The sequence below is a fragment of the Sphingomonas sp. Leaf231 genome, assembly GCF_001421995.1.
GTDB lineage: Bacteria > Pseudomonadota > Alphaproteobacteria > Sphingomonadales > Sphingomonadaceae > Sphingomonas.
Genome location: NZ_LMLS01000003.1, coordinates 287,705 through 308,280, shown reverse-complemented (window position 1 = coordinate 308,280; position 20,576 = coordinate 287,705). Strand labels below are relative to the sequence as shown.

Below are 20,576 nucleotides of genomic sequence, written 5' to 3'. Positions count from 1 at the left end.
GCCTTACGCCGGATCGCCCGTCCGCGTCGAGAACATGTGACGACGACGCACCGGGCCTGAAACGGAGCGCGAAGACCAGCCCACGCCGCGTCCTTGCAAACGCGGCGAAGCAATCCGCAGCGCCGCACGAAACCGGGGAGTGACTCGACGCACCCAACCACGAGAGGACATCGCCGCGGCAAAACTCCCGATACGATGCGATTCGCGAGATCCGACAGAGCGGATGGCCGCGCAAGTCCGCACCCGGCCAGACCATCCTCACCCTCACCGGCTCACGCCCCTCACCCCCTTATCCGCGTCCCCCCTCTCGGCCCGATCGACGTTCAGCCGAATCCCCGGCACGCGCCGTCATTGCGAGCGACGCGAAGCAATCCGAAGCGTCGCACGAAAGCGCAGGTGACCCGCCGCGCTTAACCACGAGAGGCAACCGCCGTGGCAAAACCTCCGACCACAATGCGGTTCGCGAGAACCGATCGGACGAATCGCCACGCAAGTCCGCCGCAGCCAGACCGACCTCGCTCTCGCGGAACCACGCCCCTCACCGGTCATCCCGCCGTTATTCGGGTCCCACCTCCAGCCGCGATCGACGTCCAGCCGGACGCCCCGCACGCGCCGTCGTTGCGAGCGTAGCGAGGCGCTTCATGGCGTCGCGCAGAACGCGAAATCGCTTCGCGACGCTCGCGATGACGGTTGGACGGATCATGCACGCGGGGTTCGCTCGAATGGATCTGGCAGACAGTCCGGACCCGTGAAGCGCTGAATGTCGATCCAGCACGCCGCAACGGATAGTGGCACCCCGGATCAGGTCCGGTCCAGCGTATCGATCACCGACCCGCCGCGCGTCACCAGCGCCAGCGAGCCGCTCTATCACCGGGACACTCGCACGCGCCACGCCATCATGGGGCGAAGACGGTCAGATCCGCCGGTGTTTGCCCCCGTAACGCTGCCCGATATACGTGCCGATCCGCGTCATTTCGGTCGCGGCGGCGCGGGTCGCCTCGGCGCAGCAGGGCAAGGGATCGCGCTCAGACGCGGCGGCGCGCATCGCCACGCGTTCGCACAGATCCTCGATATCGGCGCGCGACAGCAGGTTCTTCTCGCGCATCATGCACAACAGGGTCTGGAGGATGACCAGACTTTCCTCTCCTGCGTGCGCGTCCGGGGTGACCATCGCCTCTCTCCTTGGTATTTTGCAAGGAAGGGTACGCCGATCGCCGCCGGACGCAAGCAGTTCCTTACCGCGGCGGATCGCCCGCCAACCCACCGCCCAGCGCGCGGTACAGCTCGACCAGATTGTTCGCCTGCGTCAGCCGCGTCGTCACCAGCTGCTGCTGCACCGAATATGCGGTACGCTGCGCGTCGAGCGAGGTCAGGAACGAATCGACGCCCGCACGATACCGCGCCTCGGACAAGCGCGCCGCGATCTGCGCCGCATTGGCGCGCGCGCCCTGCGCCGACAGCTGCTCGCCGATCGTCCCGCGCTGCGCCAATGCGTCGGCCACCTCGCGGAACGCGGTCTGGATCGACCGCTCGTACGTGGCGACCGCCGCCTGCCGCGATGCCTTGGCATATTCCAGGTTGCCGGCGTTGCGCCCGCCGTCGAACAGCGGCAACGCCACTTGCGGCGCGGCATTGTAGTTGAACGTGCCGCTCCCGAAGAGCCCGGACAGCGCGCTGGAGATCGTCCCGATCGTCGCGGTCAGCGATATCCGCGGGAAGAACGCCGCCCTTGCCGCGCCGATATTGGCGTTCTGCGCGATCAGCTGATGCTCGGCCTGCAACACGTCGGGCCGACGCAGCAGCACCTCGGACGACACGTCGCCCGGCAGCGCGTCGCGCGTCACCGCCGCGTCGCCCAGCCCGGTCGGCAGCTGGTCCGCGGCCACCGTGGTGCCGGCCAGCAGGTTCAGCGCATTCTGGTCGCGCGTCACCTGCGTGCCCAGCGCCGCGATGTCGTTGCGCGCCGACTGGTAGTTCGTCTCGGCCTGCCGCGCTTCCAGCTCGGAGGCGACGCCGATACGGAACTGCGCCTGCGTCAGCCGCACCGTCTCCTCGAAGGTCTTCAGCGTCTCGCGGCTCAGGCGCAGTTGCTCCTGATCGGCCGCCAGCGTCAGCCACGCGCTCGCCACCTCGGCGATCAGGCTGATCCGCGCGCTGCGCTGCGCCTCTTCGCTGGCGAAATATTGCTCCAGCGCGGCGCGGTTCAAATTGCGGACGCGCCCGAACAGGTCGAGTTCGAACGCCGAGAAGCCGACGTTGGCGGAATAGAACTGGATGTTCGACGAGCTTTCGCCCACCGCGCCGCCGGCCGCCCCGCCGCCGCTGCCCGTTCCGCCGCCGACACCACCCGTGCCGGTGCCGCCGGTGCCGCCCGTGCTGGTCCCGCCGGTTCCCGCACCCCCGGTCGCGCCGCCGGCACCGGCACCCGCGCCCGCCGCGCCGATCGCACCGAACAGGTTGTTGGTATAGGTCGCCGATCCGTTCACCGACGTCGCGGGCACGATCGCCGAACGCTGCACCCGGTATTGCGCCCGCGCCTGCAACACATTGGCCGCCGCCACCCGCAGGTCGCGGTTGTTGGTCAGCGCGGTGTCGATCACCTGGCGCAGGCGCGTGTCGAGGAAGAAGTCGCGCCAGCCGATCTGGGTTACGTCGGGCGCGTCGGTGGCGGCGCGCGGGTACACGCCCCCCTCCGGCAAGGCGACCGGCACCGCGCCGGTCGGGCGTTCGTACTTGGGTGCCATGTTGCACCCGGCGAGCGCGCTGGTCAGCGCCAGCGCGGCGAGGATCGAGGAACGGGTCACATCAGGCTCCCTGAGGGGCGTGCCGGTCGTCCGGGTCGCCCGCCGGCCGGTCGTCGTGGATGGCATCACGGGTCTGCCCGTCATGGCCCTTGCCGTGTTGGCCCTTGTCGTCCTTGCCGTGCCCGAACAGGCGCAGCACGACGACGAAGAACATCGGCACGAAGAAGATCGCCAGCACCGTCGCGGAGAGCATCCCGCCCACCACCGCGCGACCGATCGCATTCTGCCCGCCGGCGCCCGCGCCGGTCGACAGGGCCAGCGGCAACACGCCGAAGATGAACGCAAGGCTGGTCATCAGGATCGGGCGCAGGCGCAGCCGGGCGGCTTCCACCGCCGCGTCGAAGGCGTTCATTCCCTCGGCGATCCGCTCTTCGGCGAATTCGACGATCAGGATCGCGTTCTTGGCCGACACGCCGATCGTGGTGATCAGGCCGACCTGCAGGTAGATGTCCTTGTTCAGCCCCGTCAGCCACGCCGCCAGCAGCGCGCCGATGATGCCCAGCGGCACGACCAGCAGCACCGAGATCGGCACCGACCAGCTTTCGTACAGCGCGGCAAGGCACAGGAACACGATCAGCAGCGACAAACCGTACAGCGCCGGTGCCTGACCGCCCGACAACCGCTCCTCATAGGACAATCCGGTCCATTCCAGCGTCGTGCCCGGAGGCAGTTTCGCATGGATCTCCTGCAACGCCTCCATCGCGGCGCCGGTGCTCTGCCCCGGCCCGGGTGAGCCCTGCAGCTGCATCGCCGGCTGCCCGTTGTAGCGGGTCAGCGATACCGGCGCATTGGCCCATTCCTGCGTCGAGAACGCGGTGAACGGCGCCATCTGGCCGTTGTCGCTGCGCACGTACAGGTCGCCGATGTCCTCCGGGCTCATCCGGTACGGGGCATCGTTCTGGACGTAAACGCGCTTCACGCGGCCACGGTCGATGAAATCGTTGATGTACCCGCCGCCCCATGCGGTCGCGATCGTCGAATTGACCGCCGACAGGTCGAGGCCCAGCGCACGCGCCTTGTCCTCGTCGATCCGCACCTTCAGCTGCGGGGCGTCCTCCAGGCTGAGCGGGCGAACCTGCGCCAGCCGCGGATCCTGCGCCGCCATCCCCAGCATCATGTTGCGCGCCTGGACCAGCTTGTCGTGCCCGATCCCGCCGCTGTCGACCAGCTGCACGTCGAAGCCCGTGGCATTTCCCAGCTCCTGGACCGCGGGCGGCACCAGCGCGAAGATCAGCCCGTCCTTATACTGCGAGAACGCGCCCATTGCCCGCCCGACGATCGCCGAGGCCTTGTTGTCGGCGCCCGACCGCTCGTCCCATGGCTTCAGATTGACGAAGACGAGGCCGGCGTTCTGCCCCTGACCGGCGAAGGAGAAGCCGTTGACGGTGAACACGCCCGCGACATTCGCGCCCTCGGCCTTCAGGAAGTGGTCGCGCACCAGCGACAACCCCTTGTCGGTACGTGCGCTGGACGCGCCCGCCGGACCCTGCACCAGCGCCAGCACCGTGCCCTGGTCCTCGTCCGGCAGGAAGCCCGAGGGCAACCGCACCAGGATCAGCACCATGCCGGCGACGATCAGCAGGTACACCAGCATCGACCGCTTCCAGCTGCGCGCCGTCTTCTTCACGCCGCGCGCATATTTGTCCTGCCCGCGCTCGAACCGGTCGTTGAACCAGCGGAAGAACCGCGCGAGCGGGCCGTTGCCCTGGTTCTTGTTCGAGTCGTGCGGCTTCAGGATCGTCGCGCACAATGCCGGGGTCAGGATCAACGCGACCCCCACCGACAGCACCATCGCCGACACGATCGTGATCGAGAACTGGCGATAGATCACGCCTGTCGATCCGCCGAAGAACGCCATCGGCAGGAACACCGCGGACAGCACCATGCCGATGCCGACCAGCGCGCCGCTGATCTCGTCCATCGACTTGCGCGCCGCTTCCCTGGGGGAAAGGTGTTCGTCGACGATCAGCCGCTCCACGTTTTCGACCACCACGATCGCGTCGTCGACCAGCAAGCCGATCGCCAGTACCATGCCGAACAATGTCAGCGTGTTGATCGTGAAACCGGCCAGCGCCATGACGCCGAACGTGCCCAGCAGCACCACCGGCACCGCGATCGTCGGGATGATCGTCGCGCGCCAGTTCTGGAGGAACAGGAACATCACGAGGAACACCAGCACCACCGCCTCGACCAGCGTGTGGATCACCTGCTCCACGGACAGACGCACGAACGGCGTGGTGTCGTAGGGATAGATGACCTTCACGTCGGCAGGCAGCGTCTTGCCGATCTCCGCGGCGCGCGCCTTCACCATCTCGACGGTGTCGAGCGCGTTGGCCCCCGCGGCGAGACGCACGCCGAACCCGGACGCCGGCTTGCCGTTATACTGCACGTCGAAGCCGTAATTCTCCGCGCCGATCTCGATCCGCGCGACGTCGCGCAGACGCACCACCGCACCATCGGCGCTGGTCTTCATCCGGATGTTGCCGAACTGCTCGGGCGTCTGGAGCCGCGACTGGACCGATACGGTCGCGTTCAGCATCTGCTCCTTGGGCGCGGGCTGCGCGCCGATCTGGCCGGCGGATACCTGCGCGTTCTGCGCCTGCACCGCGGCGGTCACGTCGGCGACGGTCAGCGCGTAATTGTTCAGCTTCAGCGGGTCGAGCCAGATGCGCATCGCATATTGCGAGCCGAACACCTGCAACTCGCCGACGCCGCTGACGCGGCTGATCGGGTCCTGGAACTTCGACACGACCATGTCGGACAGGTCGTTGTTGCTGTGCGATGCGTCGGTCGACACCAGCCCGACCACGACCAGGAAGCTGGCCGCCGACTTCGTGACCTGGATGCCCTGGCGCTGCACTTCCTGCGGCAGCAACGGGGTCGCGGCCTGCAATTTGTTCTGGACCTGCACCTGCGCGATATCGGGATCGGTGCCCTGTTCGAAGGTCAGGGTGATCGTCACGACGCCCGACGAGGACGAGGATGCGGAGAAATAGCGCAGGTTGTCGATGCCGCGCAGCTGCTGCTCGATGATCTGCGTGGTGGTGCGCTCCAGCGTTTCCGCATCGGCGCCCGGATAATTGGCGGTGATCGCGACCGCGGGGGGCGCGATCTCGGGGAACTGGGCGATCGGCAGGCTGCGGATCGCGATGATCCCGGCCAGCATCAGCACCATGGCGATGACCCATGCGAAGATGGGCCGGTCGATGAAATAGCGCGACATCGGGGGGTTACTTTCCTGCGGCCGGCTGGCCCTGCGGCTGTTGCCCGCCCTGCGCCGGGGCGGCGTTCGGGTTATAGGGCACGGCCTTCACCGGCATGCCCGGACGCAGCATCATCGCGCCTTCCATCACCACCTTGTCGCCCGGTTTCAGCCCGGCCGTCACCAGCCAGTTGTCGCCGATCGTGCGCGGCGCGGTCAGGTTGCGCGGCTGAAGCTTACCGTCGCTGCCCACCACCAGGACGGTCGGGTTGCCACGCTCGTCGCGCGTCACCGCACGCTGCGGCACCATGATCGCATTGTCCTGCGTGCCCTGCACCAGCTCGGCGCGCACATACATGCCGGGCAACAGCAGCCCGCGCGGGTTCGGGAACAGTGCGCGGATCGTCTGGGTGCCGGTGTTCGGATCGACGCTGACGTCGGCGAACTGCAACTTGCCCTCGATCGGATAGACCGAGCCGTCCTCCAGCCGCAGCTGCACACGCGCCGCCTTGCCGCCGCGCGACAGGTCGCCGGCCGCGATCTGCTGGCGCAGGCGAAGCAGGTCGGCGCTCGATTGCGAGACGTCGACGTAGATCGGGTCGAGCCGCTGGATCGTCGTCAGCGGCGTCGTCTGCGCCGCGCTCACCAGCGCGCCGGTGGTCGTCACCGACCGGCCGATCCGGCCCGTGATCGGCGCGCGGATGGTCGTGCGCGCCAGATCGATCTGCGCCGAACGCAATGCGGCCTGCTGCGCGGCGACATCGGCGCGCGCCTGCTCGGCGGTGGTCACCGCGTTCTCGAAGTCCTGCCGGGCGATGGCGTTGATCTTCACCAGCTCGCCATAACGGCGCTGCAACGCCGCGCTGGAGGCGATCGCGGCCCGCGCCCGCGCCACGGCGGCGCGCGCACTGGCGACCTGCGCCTGATAAGGCTGCGAATCGATGCGATACAACGGCTGCCCGGCACGCACCGTGTCACCCTCGGTGAACAGTCGCGCGGTGACCAGCCCGTTGACCTGCGGGCGGACCTCGGACGTCTCGAAGGCGGTCGTCCGCCCCGGCAACACCGTGGTCAGCACCACCGACTCGGGCTGCACCGTCAATACGCTCACCTGCGGCGGCCCGGCCTGCGCCTGCTGTTGCTGCTGTTGTTTGGCATCGTTTCCGCCACCACATGCGGCGAGCGGCGCCAGCACCATCGCGGCGACCGCGAACCCCGTTTTCGGCCCCATTTTCGGCATGGACATCTCTTATGAAGTGTGTGAGTGATCGCTCACTCACGAATGCTGCTACTGCGAACGGATGGTAGCGTCAATACGATAAGAAGGCCGGCTGCGAATTGATCGAGCAACATCGGGCACACCGCCCGGAAACACTGGAAACGACAGGGGATCGTCCGCGCGATCGCAGCGCGAAAGCCAATGCCCGGCGTGCCCGGATCGTTCAGGCGGCCCGTGAACTTTTCGCCGAACACGGTTTTCACGCCACCAGCATGGCGCGGCTGTCCGAACGCTCGGGCGTGCTCGTCGGACAGATCTATCGCGACTTCGCCAACAAGGAAGCGATCGTCGCCGGGCTGGTCGAACGCGATCTCGACGAGTTTCTGGCCGGCGACGAACTCTGCGCGGCGCGTTGCACCACCGACCGCGGCATGGTGCGCGAATGGATCGCACGCTTCATCGCCTGCAACGACCTGAAAGACACGCGGATGATCGCGGAGATCATGGCGGAGGCGAATCGCAATCAGCGGATCGCGGAGATCTTCGACGTCATGGACGATCGGTTGCGCGGTCAATTGGTGCGGGCGCTGCGCATCGTCGTGCCGCCCGTCACTGACGCGGCGCGTGTGGCGCGACTTGCCGAAACGATCCTCATCATGGCGGGCGGGATGTGCCAGCGCCGCCTGACCAATGCGCGCTGCACCGATCCGGACGTACTGGCGCTGATGATGACCTTCATCGACACCGAAATCGCCGCCATGGGTCATGACGCCGGGTCAACCCTCGCTTAACGTCTATGTTGCATTGCGAAGTGCGCCGATACACATCATCGTCGCGCAGACATAGGAACAGGGGATGCGGACGGTGTCGACGTCGATAGGGGCCGGTCGATGAAGCTGGCCGATCTGGCGGCACTGGCCGGCGTTTCCACCGCTACGGTGTCGCGTGCGTTGTCGGGGCATCCCTCGGTCAACAAACTCACCCAGGAACGGATTCGCGCGCTGGCTCGCGAACATGGCGTCCGGCCCAATCAGCTGGCGCGCAACCTGCGGCTGCGCAGCACCGGGGCGATCGCGCTGGCGATGCCGCTCGGCCATGCGCGAACCCAGCACCTGACCGATCCGTTCTTCCTCACCCTGCTCGGCTTCCTGGCCGACCTGCTGGTCGATCGCGGCTACGACATCCTGCTGTCGCGCGTATTGCCGGAAAGCGACGAATGGCTTGACCGGCTGGTCGATAGCGGGCGCGTCGACGGCGTTTTGCTGGTCGGACAGTCCGACCAATATGATACGATCGAGCGCGTTGCCGCGCGCTATGCGCCGCTGGTCGTCTGGGGCGTCAACCGCCCGGATCAGCGGCACCTGACGATCGGGTCGGACAATCGGCTGGGCGGGCGGATCGCGGGCGAGCATCTGCTGACACGGGGTCGACGTCGTTTGATGTTCCTCGGCGATCCCGCGCCACCCGAGTTCGCCGACCGCCTTGCCGGGCTGCGCGACGCCGCCGCTGCGGCGGACTGCGCGGTGGAGGTGCTGGCATGCGAGATGGTGCCGGACCGCGTGTACGCGGCGATGCGCGCGCGACTGGCGGCGGGCGGCGCCCCCGACGCGATCTTCGCGGCATCCGACGTCGCGGCGATGAGCGCCCTCAGTGCGCTGACCGAGGCGGGGCTGGACGTACCCGGCGACGTCGCGGTCGTGGGCTATGACGACGTGACGCTGGCGGCGCACACCGCGCCCCCGCTCACCACGATCCGTCAGGATCTCGTCACGGGTACCCGGCTGATGGTGGAAACCCTGCTGCGCCGTATTGCGGGCGAACCGGCGGAAAGCGCGATCGTCACCCCGCAACTGATCGTCCGCAGCTCCGCGTGACGAAACTGCAATCGATTGCAGGTTTATGATTGCAATCGATTGCGAAGATGGTAGGTCCTGTTCGTCCGCCCGTGCAGAAGGCGTTCGCTCAGGAGAGGTTTTGTGATGACGTCGCGTATCCGTCTGCTCGCTTCGATCCCGGCGCTGCTGATCGCCGGTGCCGCCCACGCCCAGGCTCCCGTCGCGCAGGCCGCGGAGGCGCCTCCCGCCGAAGCCGCCGCGCCCGAGGATATCGTCGTCACCGGCGTCGCGCAGGGCCGCAACCGCCTCGACACTTCGGTTTCGGTCAGCTCGCTCGATGCCGACCTGACGAACAAGCTGCCGCCGCGCAACACCGCCGAGATCCTGCGCAACCTCCCTGGCGTCCGGGTCGAGGCATCGGGCGGCGAAGGCAACGCCAACATTTCCGTGCGCGGCCTGCCGGTCGCCTCGGGCGGGTCGAAGTTCCTGCAACTGCAGGAAGACGGTCTGCCGGTGCTCGAATTCGGCGACATCATCTTCGGCAATGCCGACATCTTCATCCGCAACGACCTGTCGCTCGCGCGCATCGAATCGGTGCGCGGCGGTTCGGCGTCGACCTTCGCCAGCAACTCGCCAGGCGGCATCATCAACTTCATCTCGAAAACCGGGGAGCAGGACGGCGGCTCGTTCCAGCTGTCCTCCGGCATCGACTATCGCGAATATCGCGCCGACTTCGCCTATGGCGGCCACATCGACGCCAACACCCGCTACGAACTCAGCGGCTTCTACCGTCTGGGCGACGGCCCGCGCGGCGTCGGCTACGACGCGATGCGCGGCGGGCAGATCAAGGCCAACATCACCCGCGAGTTCGATCGCGGCTACGTGCGCGTCTATGGCAAGTATCTCGACGACCGCAGCATCGCCTATCTCCCCAATCCGGTCCGCGTCACCGGCCGTGACGGCGACCCGACCTATGCCAACGTGCCCGGCTTCTCGATCAACGAGGACACGCTGCACAGCCGCTACATCGGCTCGGTCCGGACGCTCGACGGCAACAACAACCCGGTGCGCCGCAACATCGGCGACGGGATGCACCCGGTCGTCAAGTCGTTTGGGTTCGAGGGGCAGTATGAGATCGCCGACGGCTGGAACGTGACGGAGCGGTTCCGCTATTCCGACATCTCCGGCGACTTCGTCTCGCCCTTCCCCGCCGCGGTCGGCGATGCGCAGGCGACCGCGAACGGCTTCGCCGGCGCGGGTGCGCAGCTGTTCCACGCCAGCGGCCCGCTCGCGGGGCAGCGGATCGCCAATCCGGGCACGCTCGGCGGCAACGGCCTGCTCGCCAGCGTCGTGCTGTTCGACGTCGACATCAACAGCCTGAACAACATCACCAACGACCTGCGGCTGAACGGCAAGGTCGACCTGGGCGGCGGTGCGCTGACGATCGCGGCCGGCATCTACAATTCGCGGCAGGACGTGAAGACCGACTGGCTGTGGACCTCGTTCTTCCAGAGCGTGCAGCGCGACGGCCGCTCGGTGCTGGTCGACATCCGCAACGCCGCGGGCGTGTCTCAGACTGCGGGGGGCACGCTCTATTCGGCATCGTTCTTCGGCAATTGCTGCCGGCGCAGCTACGACATGCGCTACACCACCAACGCGCCGTTCGCGCAGCTCGGCTTCGAGGTCGGCCGCCTGAACGTCGACGGCAGCCTGCGCTACGATTTCGGCGCGGCCAAGGGCGGCATCGCCGGCGACCTGCCCGGCGCGGTGACCACCCGCGCGCAGGACATGGACGGCGACGGCACGATCTCCGCGGCGGAGCGGACGGTGGCGTTCATCCCAGCCAACCGCACCGGCGTCGACTACGACTACGGCTACCTGTCCTATTCCGCCGGCCTCAATTACCGGCTCAGCGACACGCTGGCCGCCTTTGCGCGCTACAGCCGCGGCGGGCGAGTCAACGCCGACCGGCTGCTGTTCGGCCCGACGATCGACACCACCGGCGGCGGGCTGGTGCCGGGCGCCGAACCCTATGATTTCGTCAAGCAGGCCGAGGGCGGGGTGAAGTTCTCGTCCGGCCCGGTCGCGCTCTACGCCACCGTGTTCAACGCCCGGACGCAGGAAACCAACTACCTCCTGTCGCAGCAGCAATTCACCAGCCGCGAATATGAGGCGACCGGCGTCGAGCTGGAGGGGCGCTTCCGCCGCGGTCCGTTCTCGCTGACTGCCGCGGGCACCTACACCGATGCGACGATCACCCGCGACGCCACCGATGCGACGCTGAACGGTAACCGGCCACAGCGTCAGGCCGCGTTCGTCTATCAGGCGACCCCGCAGCTCGATTTCGGCCGCGTCAGCTTCGGCGCGAACGTGATCGGCACCACCGCCAGCTACGCGCAGCCGGCCAACCAGCTGAAGATGCCCGCCTATACGCAGGTGAACGGCTTCGTGCTGGTGCGCGCGGCGGACAACGTCAGCGTGAACCTGAACGCCAACAACATCTTCAACGTGAAGGGGATCACCGAAGTAGAGGAAGCCGCGATACCGGCCAACCAGCTGGTCCGCGCCCGCGCGATCAACGGCCGCACCATTGCCGCCTCGGTTCGCTTCGACTTCTGACCGCGCGTCGCCCCGGTACGGCCGGGGCGACAAGGCGAACGGATGGCGCGTATGACGAAGCAGGAACCGGCCCGATGACGATGCAGCAACGCCTGGAAGCGATCGCACCGCGGCTCCGGCGTCAGCTCGCCCGGCTCTATCCCGCGCACGACCGCGATGCGTTGTGGGCGCAGGTCGCCGCATTGCTTCGCGCTCGCGCCGCCGAACGCCCGGCGGCGATGCAGGCGCTCGACATCGCCCGCGTCGCCGATCCCGACTGGTTCGTGCGCGCCGACATGCTCGGCTATTCCACCTATGTCGACCGGTTCGGCGGCACCGTCGACGGCGTGGCCGCGCACGTCGACCATTTCGAGTCGCTCGGCACCCGCTACCTCCATCTGCTCGCGCTGCTGAAGGCGCGCGACGGCGACAGCGACGGCGGCTTCGCGGTCGCCGATTACCTCGCGGTGGAGCCGCGCCTCGGCACGATGGCCGATGTGGAGCGGCTGGCCGGACGGCTGCGCGCCGCGCGGATCAGCCTGTGCGTCGATCTCGCGCTCAACCACACCGCCGACGATCATCGCTGGGCCAAAGCGGCGCGCGCGGGCGACCCGTTCTATCGCGACTTCTACATCGTCCTCGATGCCGGGGAGGCCGCGACGCGCGACGCCGAACTGCCGCAGGTCTTCCCCACCACCGCGCCCGGCAATTTCACGCACGTGCCCGATATGGGCGGCCATGTGTGGACCACCTTCTACCCGTTCCAATGGGATCTGAACTGGCGCAATCCGAACGTCTTCGTCGCGATGCTCGATACCGCGCTGCGCCTCGCCAATCACGGGTTCGAGGCGTTCCGGCTCGACAGCACCGCTTTCCTCTGGAAACAGCCCGGCACCGACTGCCGCAACCTGCCCGAGGCGCATTACATCGTCCGCGCGCTGCGCGCCGCGCTCGACATCGCCGCCCCGGCCACCCTGCTCAAGGCGGAGGCGATCGTTCCGACCGCATTCGTGCCGCCCTATTTCGGCGTCGACGAGGGCGAGGGGTTCGAGCCGGAATGCCACCTCGTCTACAACAATTCGCTGATGGTCGCCGGCTGGGTCGGCCTGGCCGAACAGTCCGCCGCTTTGCCCGCCACGATCGTCGCCGCCAGTGGCGGACTGCCGGCGGGCGCGAACTGGCTCAGCTATGCGCGCTGCCACGATGACATCGGCTGGGCCGCGGTACTGGGCGACTTGCGCGCGATCGATCCCGCACCCGGCGAACGCCTCGCCGCCGCCGCCGCCTTCCTTCACGGCGCGGACCACAGCTGGGCGCGCGGGGTGCCGTTCCAGTCCGACGGCGCGGTCCTGCATGGCAGCAACGGCACGATGGCCTCGCTGGCCGGCATCGAAGCCGCGACCACCGACGCAGCGCGTGAGGCGGCGTTCCGGCGCATCGCGCTGCTCAACGCGCTGACGATCGCCAGCGGCGGCCTCGCCACCACCTACATGGGCGACGAAGCCGGCCTCACCAACGATTATGGTTATGCCGACGACCCGGCGCGCGCGCACGAGGGTCGCTGGCTGCATCGCCCCGACATGGACTGGGCGGCGCTCGACACGCCCGCCGCGCGCCGCATCGCCGCCGACCTTGCACGGCTGCGCGACGCGCGCATCGCCAGCGGCGGCGCGGGCGCACCCGCGCCCCTTCCGACCGACCAGCCCGCCCTGCTCGGCATCCGCTGCGGCACCGACCGCGTCTACCTCAACTTCGCCGCGCACGATCTCCCGCTCCCCGTCGCTGGACGCGACCGCCTGACCGGCGCACCATGCGACCGCATCGCGGCATGGGGGGTGACGTGGCTGGAGGGATAAGCGCGTCATCGCCGGCCCCACACGAAGCGACGGCCCTGCGCGACGGCACCACGCGCCCTCGTAACGCGACATCGTCCGCGCCGTCCTCGCGAGCGCAGCACCACCCTCCGGATGCGGCCGCGCCACACACCGGATCGCTGCGCGACACCCGCCACGACGAACCCGCCTCCCGCAGCCAGCCGCGCGCACGCGACGCACCTCCTCCCGGACCGACATTGCGAGTGAAGCGAGCCGATCCAGGGCCATGCGACGCACCGGCCCGGCCCACGCCCCCGCGAAGGATGCGCCGCATTCACCCCGTTTTCGAGGAAGCGTGAGATGACCAAGCCCCGCCTGTCGCTCGCCCGCATCGTCGAGATGAACCTCGGCTTCCTCGGCCTGCAATTCTCGTTCGGCCTGCAACAGGCCAACATGGCCCCGATCTACGGCTATCTCGGTGCGGACGAGGCGACCTTGCCGTTGCTGTGGCTCGCCGGCCCGGTCACCGGGCTGCTGGTGCAGCCGTTGATCGGCGCGATGAGCGACCGCACCAACACCCGCCTCGGTCGGCGCACGCCCTATTTCCTGATCGGCGCGTTGCTGTGCAGTCTGTGCCTGCTCGCGATGCCGTACAGCCGCGCCCTGTGGATCGCCGCCAGCCTGTTGTGGATTCTCGACGCCGCCAACAACGTCACCATGGAGCCGTATCGCGCCTATGTCGGCGACCGGCTGGGCCAGGATCAGCGCGCCACCGGCTTCCTCACCCAGTCCGCGTTCACCGGGCTTGCGCAGACGCTTTCCTATCTCGCGCCGTCGCTGCTGGTGTGGATCGGTTTCGACAAGGATGCGGTCGACGCCAACGGCATCCCCGACATCACGCGCATCGCCTTCCTGATCGGCGCGGTGCTGTCGCTGTCGACCATCCTGTGGTCGGTGTGGCGCGTGCCCGAACTGCCGCTCCCGCCCGAGGAACAGGCGCGGCTCGATGCCGACCCGCTCACGCTGCGCGGCGCGCTCGCCGATCTGAAGGTGGCGCTGGTCGAGATGCCGCGGCCGATGCGGCAATTGGCGCTGGCGATGCTGTGCCAATGGTATGCGATGTTCGCTTACTGGCAGTTCATCACCTTCGCGCTCGCCCGTTCGCTGCATGGCACGGTCGACACCGCCACCACCGTCTTCCGCGACACCGTGCTGACCGTCGGGCAGCTCGGCGCCTTCTACAACGCCGTCGCCTTCGCCGCCGCGATCGCGCTGATGCCGCTGGCGCGCCGCCACGGGGCGAAGCGTGTGCACGCCTGTTGTCTCGCCGCCTCGGGGATGGCGATGCTGGCGATCCCGGCGCTGCCGTCGGAAGGGTGGCTGTTCGTCGCGATGATCGGCATCGGCATCGGCTGGGCCGGGATGATGGGCAATCCGTACATCATGTTGACCGGCATGATCCCGCCGGAGCGCAACGGCGTGTATATGGGCATCTTCAACATGTTCATCGTCATTCCGATGATGATCGAAAGCCTGTCGGTGCCGTTGTTCTACCGCAGCCTGCTCGGCGGCGATGCGCGCGGGGTGATCCTGCTCGGCGGCGTGCTGATGCTGCTCGGCGCGGTCGCCACGGTCATGGTCGGCCGCGGAACCGGCGAGGCCGCGCGCGCCTGATCCGGTCGGACGAGGGCCGGCTATCCGACGTCCGGGCACCGGCACCGCATCAGCGCTGCCGGCGAACGGCGGAACGTGTTCGGGCGGATCGATCGCCGCCGCGCCTGGACCCGGCACCTGCCCCCGCCGCCTCGCCGCTTTGATCCGGCTTTCCACGCCTGCGCCGCGAACCGCGCGGTCGCGGATCAGGTTCGGGAACGACGATCCGGTCCGCGCAGCGGCCAATCGCCGTCACGCAGCGATCACTCGCCCTGTCACCGCGCTATTCCGCGTCGGGCTGTCGGTCGGGCGCGGCGTCCCGGAACGCCGGCAGCGCCAGGCACGCCGCCTCGATCGCCAGCAGCCGCGGCCACCGCAACGCCACGCCGAACCGGCGTGCATTCACCAGTTGCGGGACAAGGCACAGGTCCGCCAGCGTCACGTCCGCCCCGAAGCAATATGGCCCCTCGCCACCTTCGATAAGCGCGGCACACGCCGCCAGACCGTCGTCGATCGTCTCGCGCGCCCAGTCGTTCACCGCCGCTTCGTCCAGCCCCGCCGCGCGCAAGCGTTGCAGTACGCGCAGATTCTGCACCGGGTGGATGTCGCACGCGATCGCCTGCGCAAAACCTCGCACCCGCGCCCGCGCCGCCGCGCCCCCGGGCAGCAACGGCGGATCGACCACCGTTTCGTCGAGGAACTCGCAGATCGCGAGGCTTTGGGTCAGCACCGCGCCGTCCCATTGCAACGTCGGCACCAGCCCCTGCGGGTTCATGCGCAGGTACGCCGCCTCCCGCTGCCCGCCGTGCCGCAGATGGTGGAACACGTCGGTCCAAGCCACCTGCTTCAGGTTCAGCGCGATTCGCACGCGATACGCCGCGGTCGATCGAAAATAGCCGTGCAGCACGACGGGCGGTGTCTCGATCATCCGTCCTCTCCCTGATCGCTGCGCACGCCGCCCGGCGATCGATTGCCCCTTCGCATCGTCCTCGCGGACCGGAGCCACGCAACCTTACGCGACGACGTGTTCCAGAACCCCCGCAATCGCACGATAAACGCGCTCCAGATCGGTTTTTTCGATGCAATAGGGCGGCATCACGTAAATCGTATCGCCCAAAGGACGCAAAAGGACGTCGTTTTCGCGAAAAAACGCCATCATCCGCGGGGCCATGTCCGACAAATAGCTCTCACCCGCCCCAACCTCGAATGCGGCGATCGTACCCAGCACACGTGGGTTTCGCACCCCCGTCAATGCGGCGACATGGTGCTGCTGCCACGTGCCAAGCCGCTGGATACGCTCGACCACCGGCTCCTCGCGCCAGATCGCCAGGTTTGCCGCCGCGGCCGCGCAGGCAAGCGGATTGGCGGTGTAGCTCGACGAATGGAAGAACATCCGCGCGCGATCGTCGGACCAGTGCGCAGCGAAGATCGCCTCGCTCGCCATCGTCACCGCCAGCGGCACCGCACCCCCCGTCAATCCCTTGGAAAGACAAAGAATATCGGGCACTACTCCGGCCTGTTCGCACGCCAGCAACGTGCCCGTCCTTCCCCATGCCGTCATCACCTCATCGGCGATGAACAGCACGCCGTGTCGCGCACATATCGCGTGCATCTGCGCGAGAATGTCCGGCGAATAGAACAGCATGCCACCTGCGCCCAGCACCAGCGGCTCGACGATGAACGCCGCCGCGTCGCCGCGCGCGCACGCCCGCTCCAGCGCGTCCAGCGTCGCCTGCTCCGCGCCAAGTTGCGGGAAAGGAACGGTTTCCACGTCGAACAGCAACGGCGCATACGCGCGGTTGAACACTCCCCGCTGCCCCACCGACATCGCCCCGATTGTGTCGCCGTGATAGCCATGTTCCAGCACTAGAATGCGGTGCCGCGCCTCGCCCCGCGCCAGCCAATATCCCAGCGCCATCTTCAGCGCGACCTCGACGCTGGTCGAACCGGAGTCGGAAAAGAACACGCGGGTCAATGACTTGGGCATGATCCCGCGGAGCCCCGCCGCGACCTCCTCGGCCGGTTCGTGCGTCCATCCAGCGAAGATGATCTGGTCGAGCCGCTCCGCCTGCGCACGGATCGCGGCGGCGATCCGTGGCTGGGCATGACCGTGCGTCGTCACCCACCACGATGAAATCGCATCGATTACCCGCCGCCCGTCGGCGGTGTGCAGCACCGCTCCCTCGCCCCGCACCACGCACGGGATCGGCTCCCCCAGTCCGTGCTGGGTAAACGGATGCCAGATCGAACTCATCGAAAATCCTCTACCGCAAAGCCCTCCGCAAAGGCCGCGTGAAGCGAGGCGGCTGAAAGCTGGTCAAGAAAAGGCAACCTGCCCAGCCGCTTGACCCCGCCGATCGCCGCGATCGTGGCTTCGCTGTCCTCGGCCGGATCACCGACGAACGCGATGCCCAGCACTATGACCCCGCGCGCGCGCAACGCCTCGATCGACGACAGGCTGTGGTTGATCGTGCCCAGCGCCGTGCGCGCGACCACCACCACCGGCGCGCGCCACGCCGCCGCCTGGTCCGCGAACAACCACGACCGCGTCAGCGGCACCAGCACGCCCCCGGCACCCTCCACCACCAGCGGCCCGCGTCCCGTGGGAAGCACCAGCCGCGGCGGCTCGATCGTTACCCCGTCGATCTCCGCCGCCCGGTGCGGCGAACACGGCGTCGCCAGCCGGTATGCCTCGGGCATGACCCGCGCCGGATCGACGCCGAGCCCCATCACGCTGCGTGAATCGCCTCCGTCCGCCAACCCGGCCTGCACCGGCTTCCAATAGCGCGCACCCAGCGCCACGGTCAGCGCGGCGGCGAACACCGTCTTGCCCACATCGGTGTCGGTGCCGGTGACGACGATCGTCCGCGTCATGGCAGAACATCCCGCAACACCGTCGCCAGTGCGACGATGTCCGCCTCCGAGACGTGCAGCGTCAGGGTGATACGCAGCCGCGCGGTACCCGTCGGGACAGTGGGCGGGCGGATGCCGCGGACGTCGAAGCCCGCCGCCTGCACCGCCGCAGCGACGTGCATCGCCGCGCGATCGTCGCCGATCACCAGCGGCACGATCTGCGACTCCACGCGCGCGCCCAGCGGCTCGAGATGGTGCCGCGCCGCCGCGATCAGCGCCTGAAGCCGCGCGCGGCGATCCGGCTCGTCGGCGACGATGCGCAGGCTTTCGCGGGCCACCGCGGCGCCCAGCGGCGCGGGCGCGGTCGAAAAGATGAAGGGCCGCGCGCGCGCGACCAGGAAATCACGCACGATCGCCGGCCCGCACAGCAACGCACCCTCGCCGCCCAGTGCCTTGCCGAACGTGTTGAGCGTCACGACGTTAACGCGGCCGTGCAGCGCGGCGGCGATCCCGCGTGCGCCCTCGCCCCACACGCCGGTCGCATGCGCCTCGTCGATGATCAGCATCGCGTCATGCCGATCCGCGACCGCGATCAGCGCGGTTACGTCTGCGCGGTCGCCGTCCATGCTGTAGAGACTTTCCACCGCGATCCACGGCGTGCCGGTGCCCCCGGCGGTGCGCCACGCCGTGATCGCATCATCGATCGCCGAAACATCGCCATGCGGCGTCGCAACGCAGCGCGCCCGCCCGAGCCGCATCCCGTCGTGCATGCTGGCATGGACCAGCGCGTCGTGAACGACCAGGTCGTGGGCCTGCGGCACCGCCGAGAGCAGCGCGGTGTTCGCGGCATAACCGCTGCCGAAGAACAATGCCGCCTCGCACCCGAAGAAGCGCGCCGCCTCCTCTTCCAGCGCCACGTGTTCGGCATCGTTGCCACGGAGCAGACGCGACCCGCCCGACCCGAGCGCCACGCCGCGGGCCAGCGCCGTGCGCGCCGCCTCCGCCAGTCGCGACGAACCGGCGAGCGCGAGATAGTCGTTCGAGGACATGTCGATACCGGCGCGAGGTATCAGGGCGCGCAGTCGGCCGGCTTCCGCCAGTTGTGCCAGGTGGGCGCGTTGGGCGGCAAGCTGCATCGCCGGGCTATGCCGCGGCATCGCGCGCTTGACCAGCATCGCTGCTCCCGATCACCGGCCCGGCGCGTTGGCTTCGCTCGTGCAAACGGAGGAACGCTATGAACCGAAACACGAAAGTTGCACTCGGCGGTGCGGCGATCGCGGCCGGGACGATCGCCTGGCTGGCGGCGCGCGAACGCAACAGCGACGCGCCCGCCTCCTATCCGCCGCTCGACGTGCTCAAACCCTTCGCCGACGATATCTGGATTGTCGACAGCGGGCCGATGATCGCTTCCGGCCTGTCGCTGCCGATCCGCATGACGGTGATCCGGCTACCCGATGACAGTCTGATGCTCCACTCACCCACGCGTTACACCCCGGCGCTGGCCGCCACGCTCGCCGAACTCGGCACGATCCGCCACCTGATCGCGCCCAACATCGCGCACTGGACGCGGCTGTCGGCGTGGCAGCAAGCTTTTCCGGCGGCGACGCTATGGGCGGCACCGGGCCTTCGCGAGCGTGGGCAGGTGCAGCGTAGCGGCCTCCGGATCGATCACGACCTTGGCCCGGAAGCACCGGAGGAGTGGGGAGCGACGGTCGAACAGGGGCTGATCCACGGCGCCGCGAGTTTCAACGAGATCTGGTTTCATCACCGCCCCTCGCGCACGCTGGTGCTGACCGATGTCGTGCAATGTATGGAGCCGGAGCGCCTCCCGCCGGTCACCGCCTTCATCGCGCGGCTGAGTGGCGGCGCGGCCGGAACGACCCCGCGCTATCTCCGCCCGGTGCTGCGCTTCGGTGGGCAGGCGACACGCGAAACGCTTGCCGCGCTGATCGCGCTTGCCCCGGAACGCGTGCTGTTCGCGCACGGCCAGCCTTTTACCGAAAACGCGGCTACGCGTCTGCGTCAGGCGCTGGCCTGGGCGAAGTAACCGACTGCATGGGTGGGCGGTCGCCTGGCCGCCGGATCGACGGCAAGCGCGAAGGTTCGCCGCGGTAAGCGAAACGGCTGATGCTAAATGGAAAGGGCGGCCCTGCGGGGTCGCCCTTTTCGTTGGTGGTTGCGCATTCGGGAGGCCGCCGGATCGACGGCAAGCGCGAAGGTTCGCCGCGGTAAGCGAAACGGCTGATGCTAAATGGAAAGGGCGGCCCTGCGGGGTCGCCCTTTTCGTTGGTGGTTGCGCATTCGGGAGGCAGTTCCCGACCGACAGACGTGAGGACAGACGTCCAGGAGCGGCGTTCTCATACYGTCATTCGGTCGCCGGGCCTYGYGRTAGCCGCGAGCAACCGCTTTCGATCGAAGTACGATGCTGGATGCGTCAGCGTGGGTGCGACGCCGTTGGCGCTCGGGCGGCTCTTCGTCGGTGCGAGCGTAGCGAGGCGATCCAGTGCCGGACCATGACGCCCCGGATCGCTTCGCCATGCTCGCAATGACCGTGGCGTATCAGGTGGTTGGCGCGTCACACCCGCAACGCCCACCGCC

Annotated in this window: 15 protein-coding genes; 6 read left to right on the top strand and 9 right to left on the bottom strand. The window is 68.3% G+C overall.

Going from position 1 to position 20,576, the window contains the following annotated elements; all coding sequences use genetic code 11:
• Positions 1 to 913 precede the first annotated feature (913 nt).
• The 5 genes from ASE95_RS12665 to ASE95_RS18315 form a co-directional block, all read right to left on the bottom strand.
• Positions 914 to 1,171: a hypothetical protein gene (locus ASE95_RS12665; RefSeq protein WP_056636697.1), complete on the bottom strand. Its 258-nt coding sequence runs from the start codon at positions 1,169 to 1,171 to the stop codon at positions 914 to 916.
• A 64-nt stretch (positions 1,172 to 1,235) separates the two neighbouring features.
• Positions 1,236 to 2,744: an efflux transporter outer membrane subunit gene (locus ASE95_RS12660; RefSeq protein WP_082450134.1), complete on the bottom strand. Its 1,509-nt coding sequence runs from the start codon at positions 2,742 to 2,744 to the stop codon at positions 1,236 to 1,238.
• A 61-nt stretch (positions 2,745 to 2,805) separates the two neighbouring features.
• A complete protein-coding gene (locus ASE95_RS12655; protein ID WP_056636693.1) occupies positions 2,806 to 6,027 on the bottom strand; it encodes an efflux RND transporter permease subunit in 3,222 nt (1,073 codons plus the stop codon).
• A gap of 7 nt (positions 6,028 to 6,034) precedes the next feature.
• Positions 6,035 to 7,237, bottom strand: a complete 1,203-nt coding sequence (locus ASE95_RS12650) for an efflux RND transporter periplasmic adaptor subunit (RefSeq protein WP_056636690.1) — start codon at positions 7,235 to 7,237, stop codon at positions 6,035 to 6,037.
• Positions 7,238 to 7,278: 41 nt separating this feature from the next.
• A complete protein-coding gene (locus ASE95_RS18315) occupies positions 7,279 to 7,488 on the bottom strand; it encodes a hypothetical protein (RefSeq protein ID WP_235528310.1) in 210 nt (69 codons plus the stop codon).
• 9 nt (positions 7,489 to 7,497) lie between these two features.
• On the opposite strand from ASE95_RS18315, the gene ASE95_RS12645 reads away from it, so the two are divergent.
• From ASE95_RS12645 to ASE95_RS12625, 5 genes are all read left to right on the top strand, one after another.
• Positions 7,498 to 8,016: a TetR/AcrR family transcriptional regulator gene (locus tag ASE95_RS12645; protein ID WP_235528309.1), complete on the top strand. Its 519-nt coding sequence runs from the start codon at positions 7,498 to 7,500 to the stop codon at positions 8,014 to 8,016.
• A gap of 99 nt (positions 8,017 to 8,115) precedes the next feature.
• Positions 8,116 to 9,099: a substrate-binding domain-containing protein gene (locus ASE95_RS12640; protein WP_056636686.1), complete on the top strand. Its 984-nt coding sequence runs from the start codon at positions 8,116 to 8,118 to the stop codon at positions 9,097 to 9,099.
• A 105-nt stretch (positions 9,100 to 9,204) separates the two neighbouring features.
• Complete coding sequence (locus tag ASE95_RS12635; protein WP_056636684.1) at positions 9,205 to 11,679, top strand: TonB-dependent receptor domain-containing protein; 2,475 nt, start codon at positions 9,205 to 9,207, stop codon at positions 11,677 to 11,679.
• Between the two features lie 74 nt (positions 11,680 to 11,753).
• The gene (locus ASE95_RS12630) at positions 11,754 to 13,514 is read left to right on the top strand and encodes an alpha-amylase family glycosyl hydrolase (RefSeq protein ID WP_056636682.1); all 1,761 of its coding nucleotides are present in this window, start codon (positions 11,754 to 11,756) and stop codon (positions 13,512 to 13,514) included.
• 318 nt (positions 13,515 to 13,832) lie between these two features.
• The gene (locus ASE95_RS12625; RefSeq protein ID WP_056636680.1) at positions 13,833 to 15,146 is read left to right on the top strand and encodes an MFS transporter; all 1,314 of its coding nucleotides are present in this window, start codon (positions 13,833 to 13,835) and stop codon (positions 15,144 to 15,146) included.
• Between the two features lie 262 nt (positions 15,147 to 15,408).
• Here ASE95_RS12625 and maiA read toward each other — a convergent pair whose 3' ends face one another.
• From maiA to ASE95_RS12605, 4 genes are all read right to left on the bottom strand, one after another.
• Positions 15,409 to 16,053: a maleylacetoacetate isomerase gene (gene maiA / locus ASE95_RS12620; RefSeq protein WP_056636678.1), complete on the bottom strand. Its 645-nt coding sequence runs from the start codon at positions 16,051 to 16,053 to the stop codon at positions 15,409 to 15,411.
• A gap of 84 nt (positions 16,054 to 16,137) precedes the next feature.
• Complete coding sequence (locus ASE95_RS12615; protein ID WP_056636676.1) at positions 16,138 to 17,379, bottom strand: adenosylmethionine--8-amino-7-oxononanoate transaminase; 1,242 nt, start codon at positions 17,377 to 17,379, stop codon at positions 16,138 to 16,140.
• The gene (bioD, locus tag ASE95_RS12610; RefSeq protein WP_056636674.1) at positions 17,376 to 17,999 is read right to left on the bottom strand and encodes a dethiobiotin synthase; all 624 of its coding nucleotides are present in this window, start codon (positions 17,997 to 17,999) and stop codon (positions 17,376 to 17,378) included. The genes ASE95_RS12615 and bioD overlap by 4 nt, the downstream gene beginning before the upstream one ends.
• The gene (locus tag ASE95_RS12605) at positions 17,996 to 19,153 is read right to left on the bottom strand and encodes an 8-amino-7-oxononanoate synthase (RefSeq protein WP_443025459.1); all 1,158 of its coding nucleotides are present in this window, start codon (positions 19,151 to 19,153) and stop codon (positions 17,996 to 17,998) included. Before ASE95_RS12605 ends, bioD begins: the two co-directional genes overlap by 4 nt.
• Positions 19,154 to 19,212: 59 nt before the next feature.
• On the opposite strand from ASE95_RS12605, the gene ASE95_RS12600 reads away from it, so the two are divergent.
• Positions 19,213 to 20,025: a DUF4336 domain-containing protein gene (locus ASE95_RS12600; protein WP_082450119.1), complete on the top strand. Its 813-nt coding sequence runs from the start codon at positions 19,213 to 19,215 to the stop codon at positions 20,023 to 20,025.
• The last annotated feature ends 551 nt before the right edge of the window (positions 20,026 to 20,576 follow it).

What these genes read in the sequence shown, in the direction of transcription:
- ASE95_RS12665 (WP_056636697.1), bottom strand. Translation starts at nt 1,171, where the DNA reads ATGGTCACCCCGGACGCGCACGCAGGAGAGGAAAGTCTGGTCATCCTC.
- ASE95_RS12660 (WP_082450134.1), bottom strand. Translation starts at nt 2,744, where the DNA reads ATGGCACCCAAGTACGAACGCCCGACCGGCGCGGTGCCGGTCGCCTTG.
- ASE95_RS12655 (WP_056636693.1), bottom strand. Translation starts at nt 6,027, where the DNA reads ATGTCGCGCTATTTCATCGACCGGCCCATCTTCGCATGGGTCATCGCC.
- ASE95_RS12650 (WP_056636690.1), bottom strand. Translation starts at nt 7,237, where the DNA reads ATGGGGCCGAAAACGGGGTTCGCGGTCGCCGCGATGGTGCTGGCGCCG.
- ASE95_RS12645 (WP_235528309.1), top strand. Translation starts at nt 7,498, where the DNA reads ATGGCGCGGCTGTCCGAACGCTCGGGCGTGCTCGTCGGACAGATCTAT.
- ASE95_RS12640 (WP_056636686.1), top strand. Translation starts at nt 8,116, where the DNA reads ATGAAGCTGGCCGATCTGGCGGCACTGGCCGGCGTTTCCACCGCTACG.
- ASE95_RS12635 (WP_056636684.1), top strand. Translation starts at nt 9,205, where the DNA reads ATGACGTCGCGTATCCGTCTGCTCGCTTCGATCCCGGCGCTGCTGATC.
- ASE95_RS12630 (WP_056636682.1), top strand. Translation starts at nt 11,754, where the DNA reads ATGACGATGCAGCAACGCCTGGAAGCGATCGCACCGCGGCTCCGGCGT.
- ASE95_RS12625 (WP_056636680.1), top strand. Translation starts at nt 13,833, where the DNA reads ATGACCAAGCCCCGCCTGTCGCTCGCCCGCATCGTCGAGATGAACCTC.
- maiA (WP_056636678.1), bottom strand. Translation starts at nt 16,053, where the DNA reads ATGATCGAGACACCGCCCGTCGTGCTGCACGGCTATTTTCGATCGACC.
- ASE95_RS12615 (WP_056636676.1), bottom strand. Translation starts at nt 17,379, where the DNA reads ATGAGTTCGATCTGGCATCCGTTTACCCAGCACGGACTGGGGGAGCCG.
- bioD (WP_056636674.1), bottom strand. Translation starts at nt 17,999, where the DNA reads ATGACGCGGACGATCGTCGTCACCGGCACCGACACCGATGTGGGCAAG.
- ASE95_RS12605 (WP_443025459.1), bottom strand. Translation starts at nt 19,153, where the DNA reads ATGCTGGTCAAGCGCGCGATGCCGCGGCATAGCCCGGCGATGCAGCTT.
- ASE95_RS12600 (WP_082450119.1), top strand. Translation starts at nt 19,213, where the DNA reads ATGAACCGAAACACGAAAGTTGCACTCGGCGGTGCGGCGATCGCGGCC.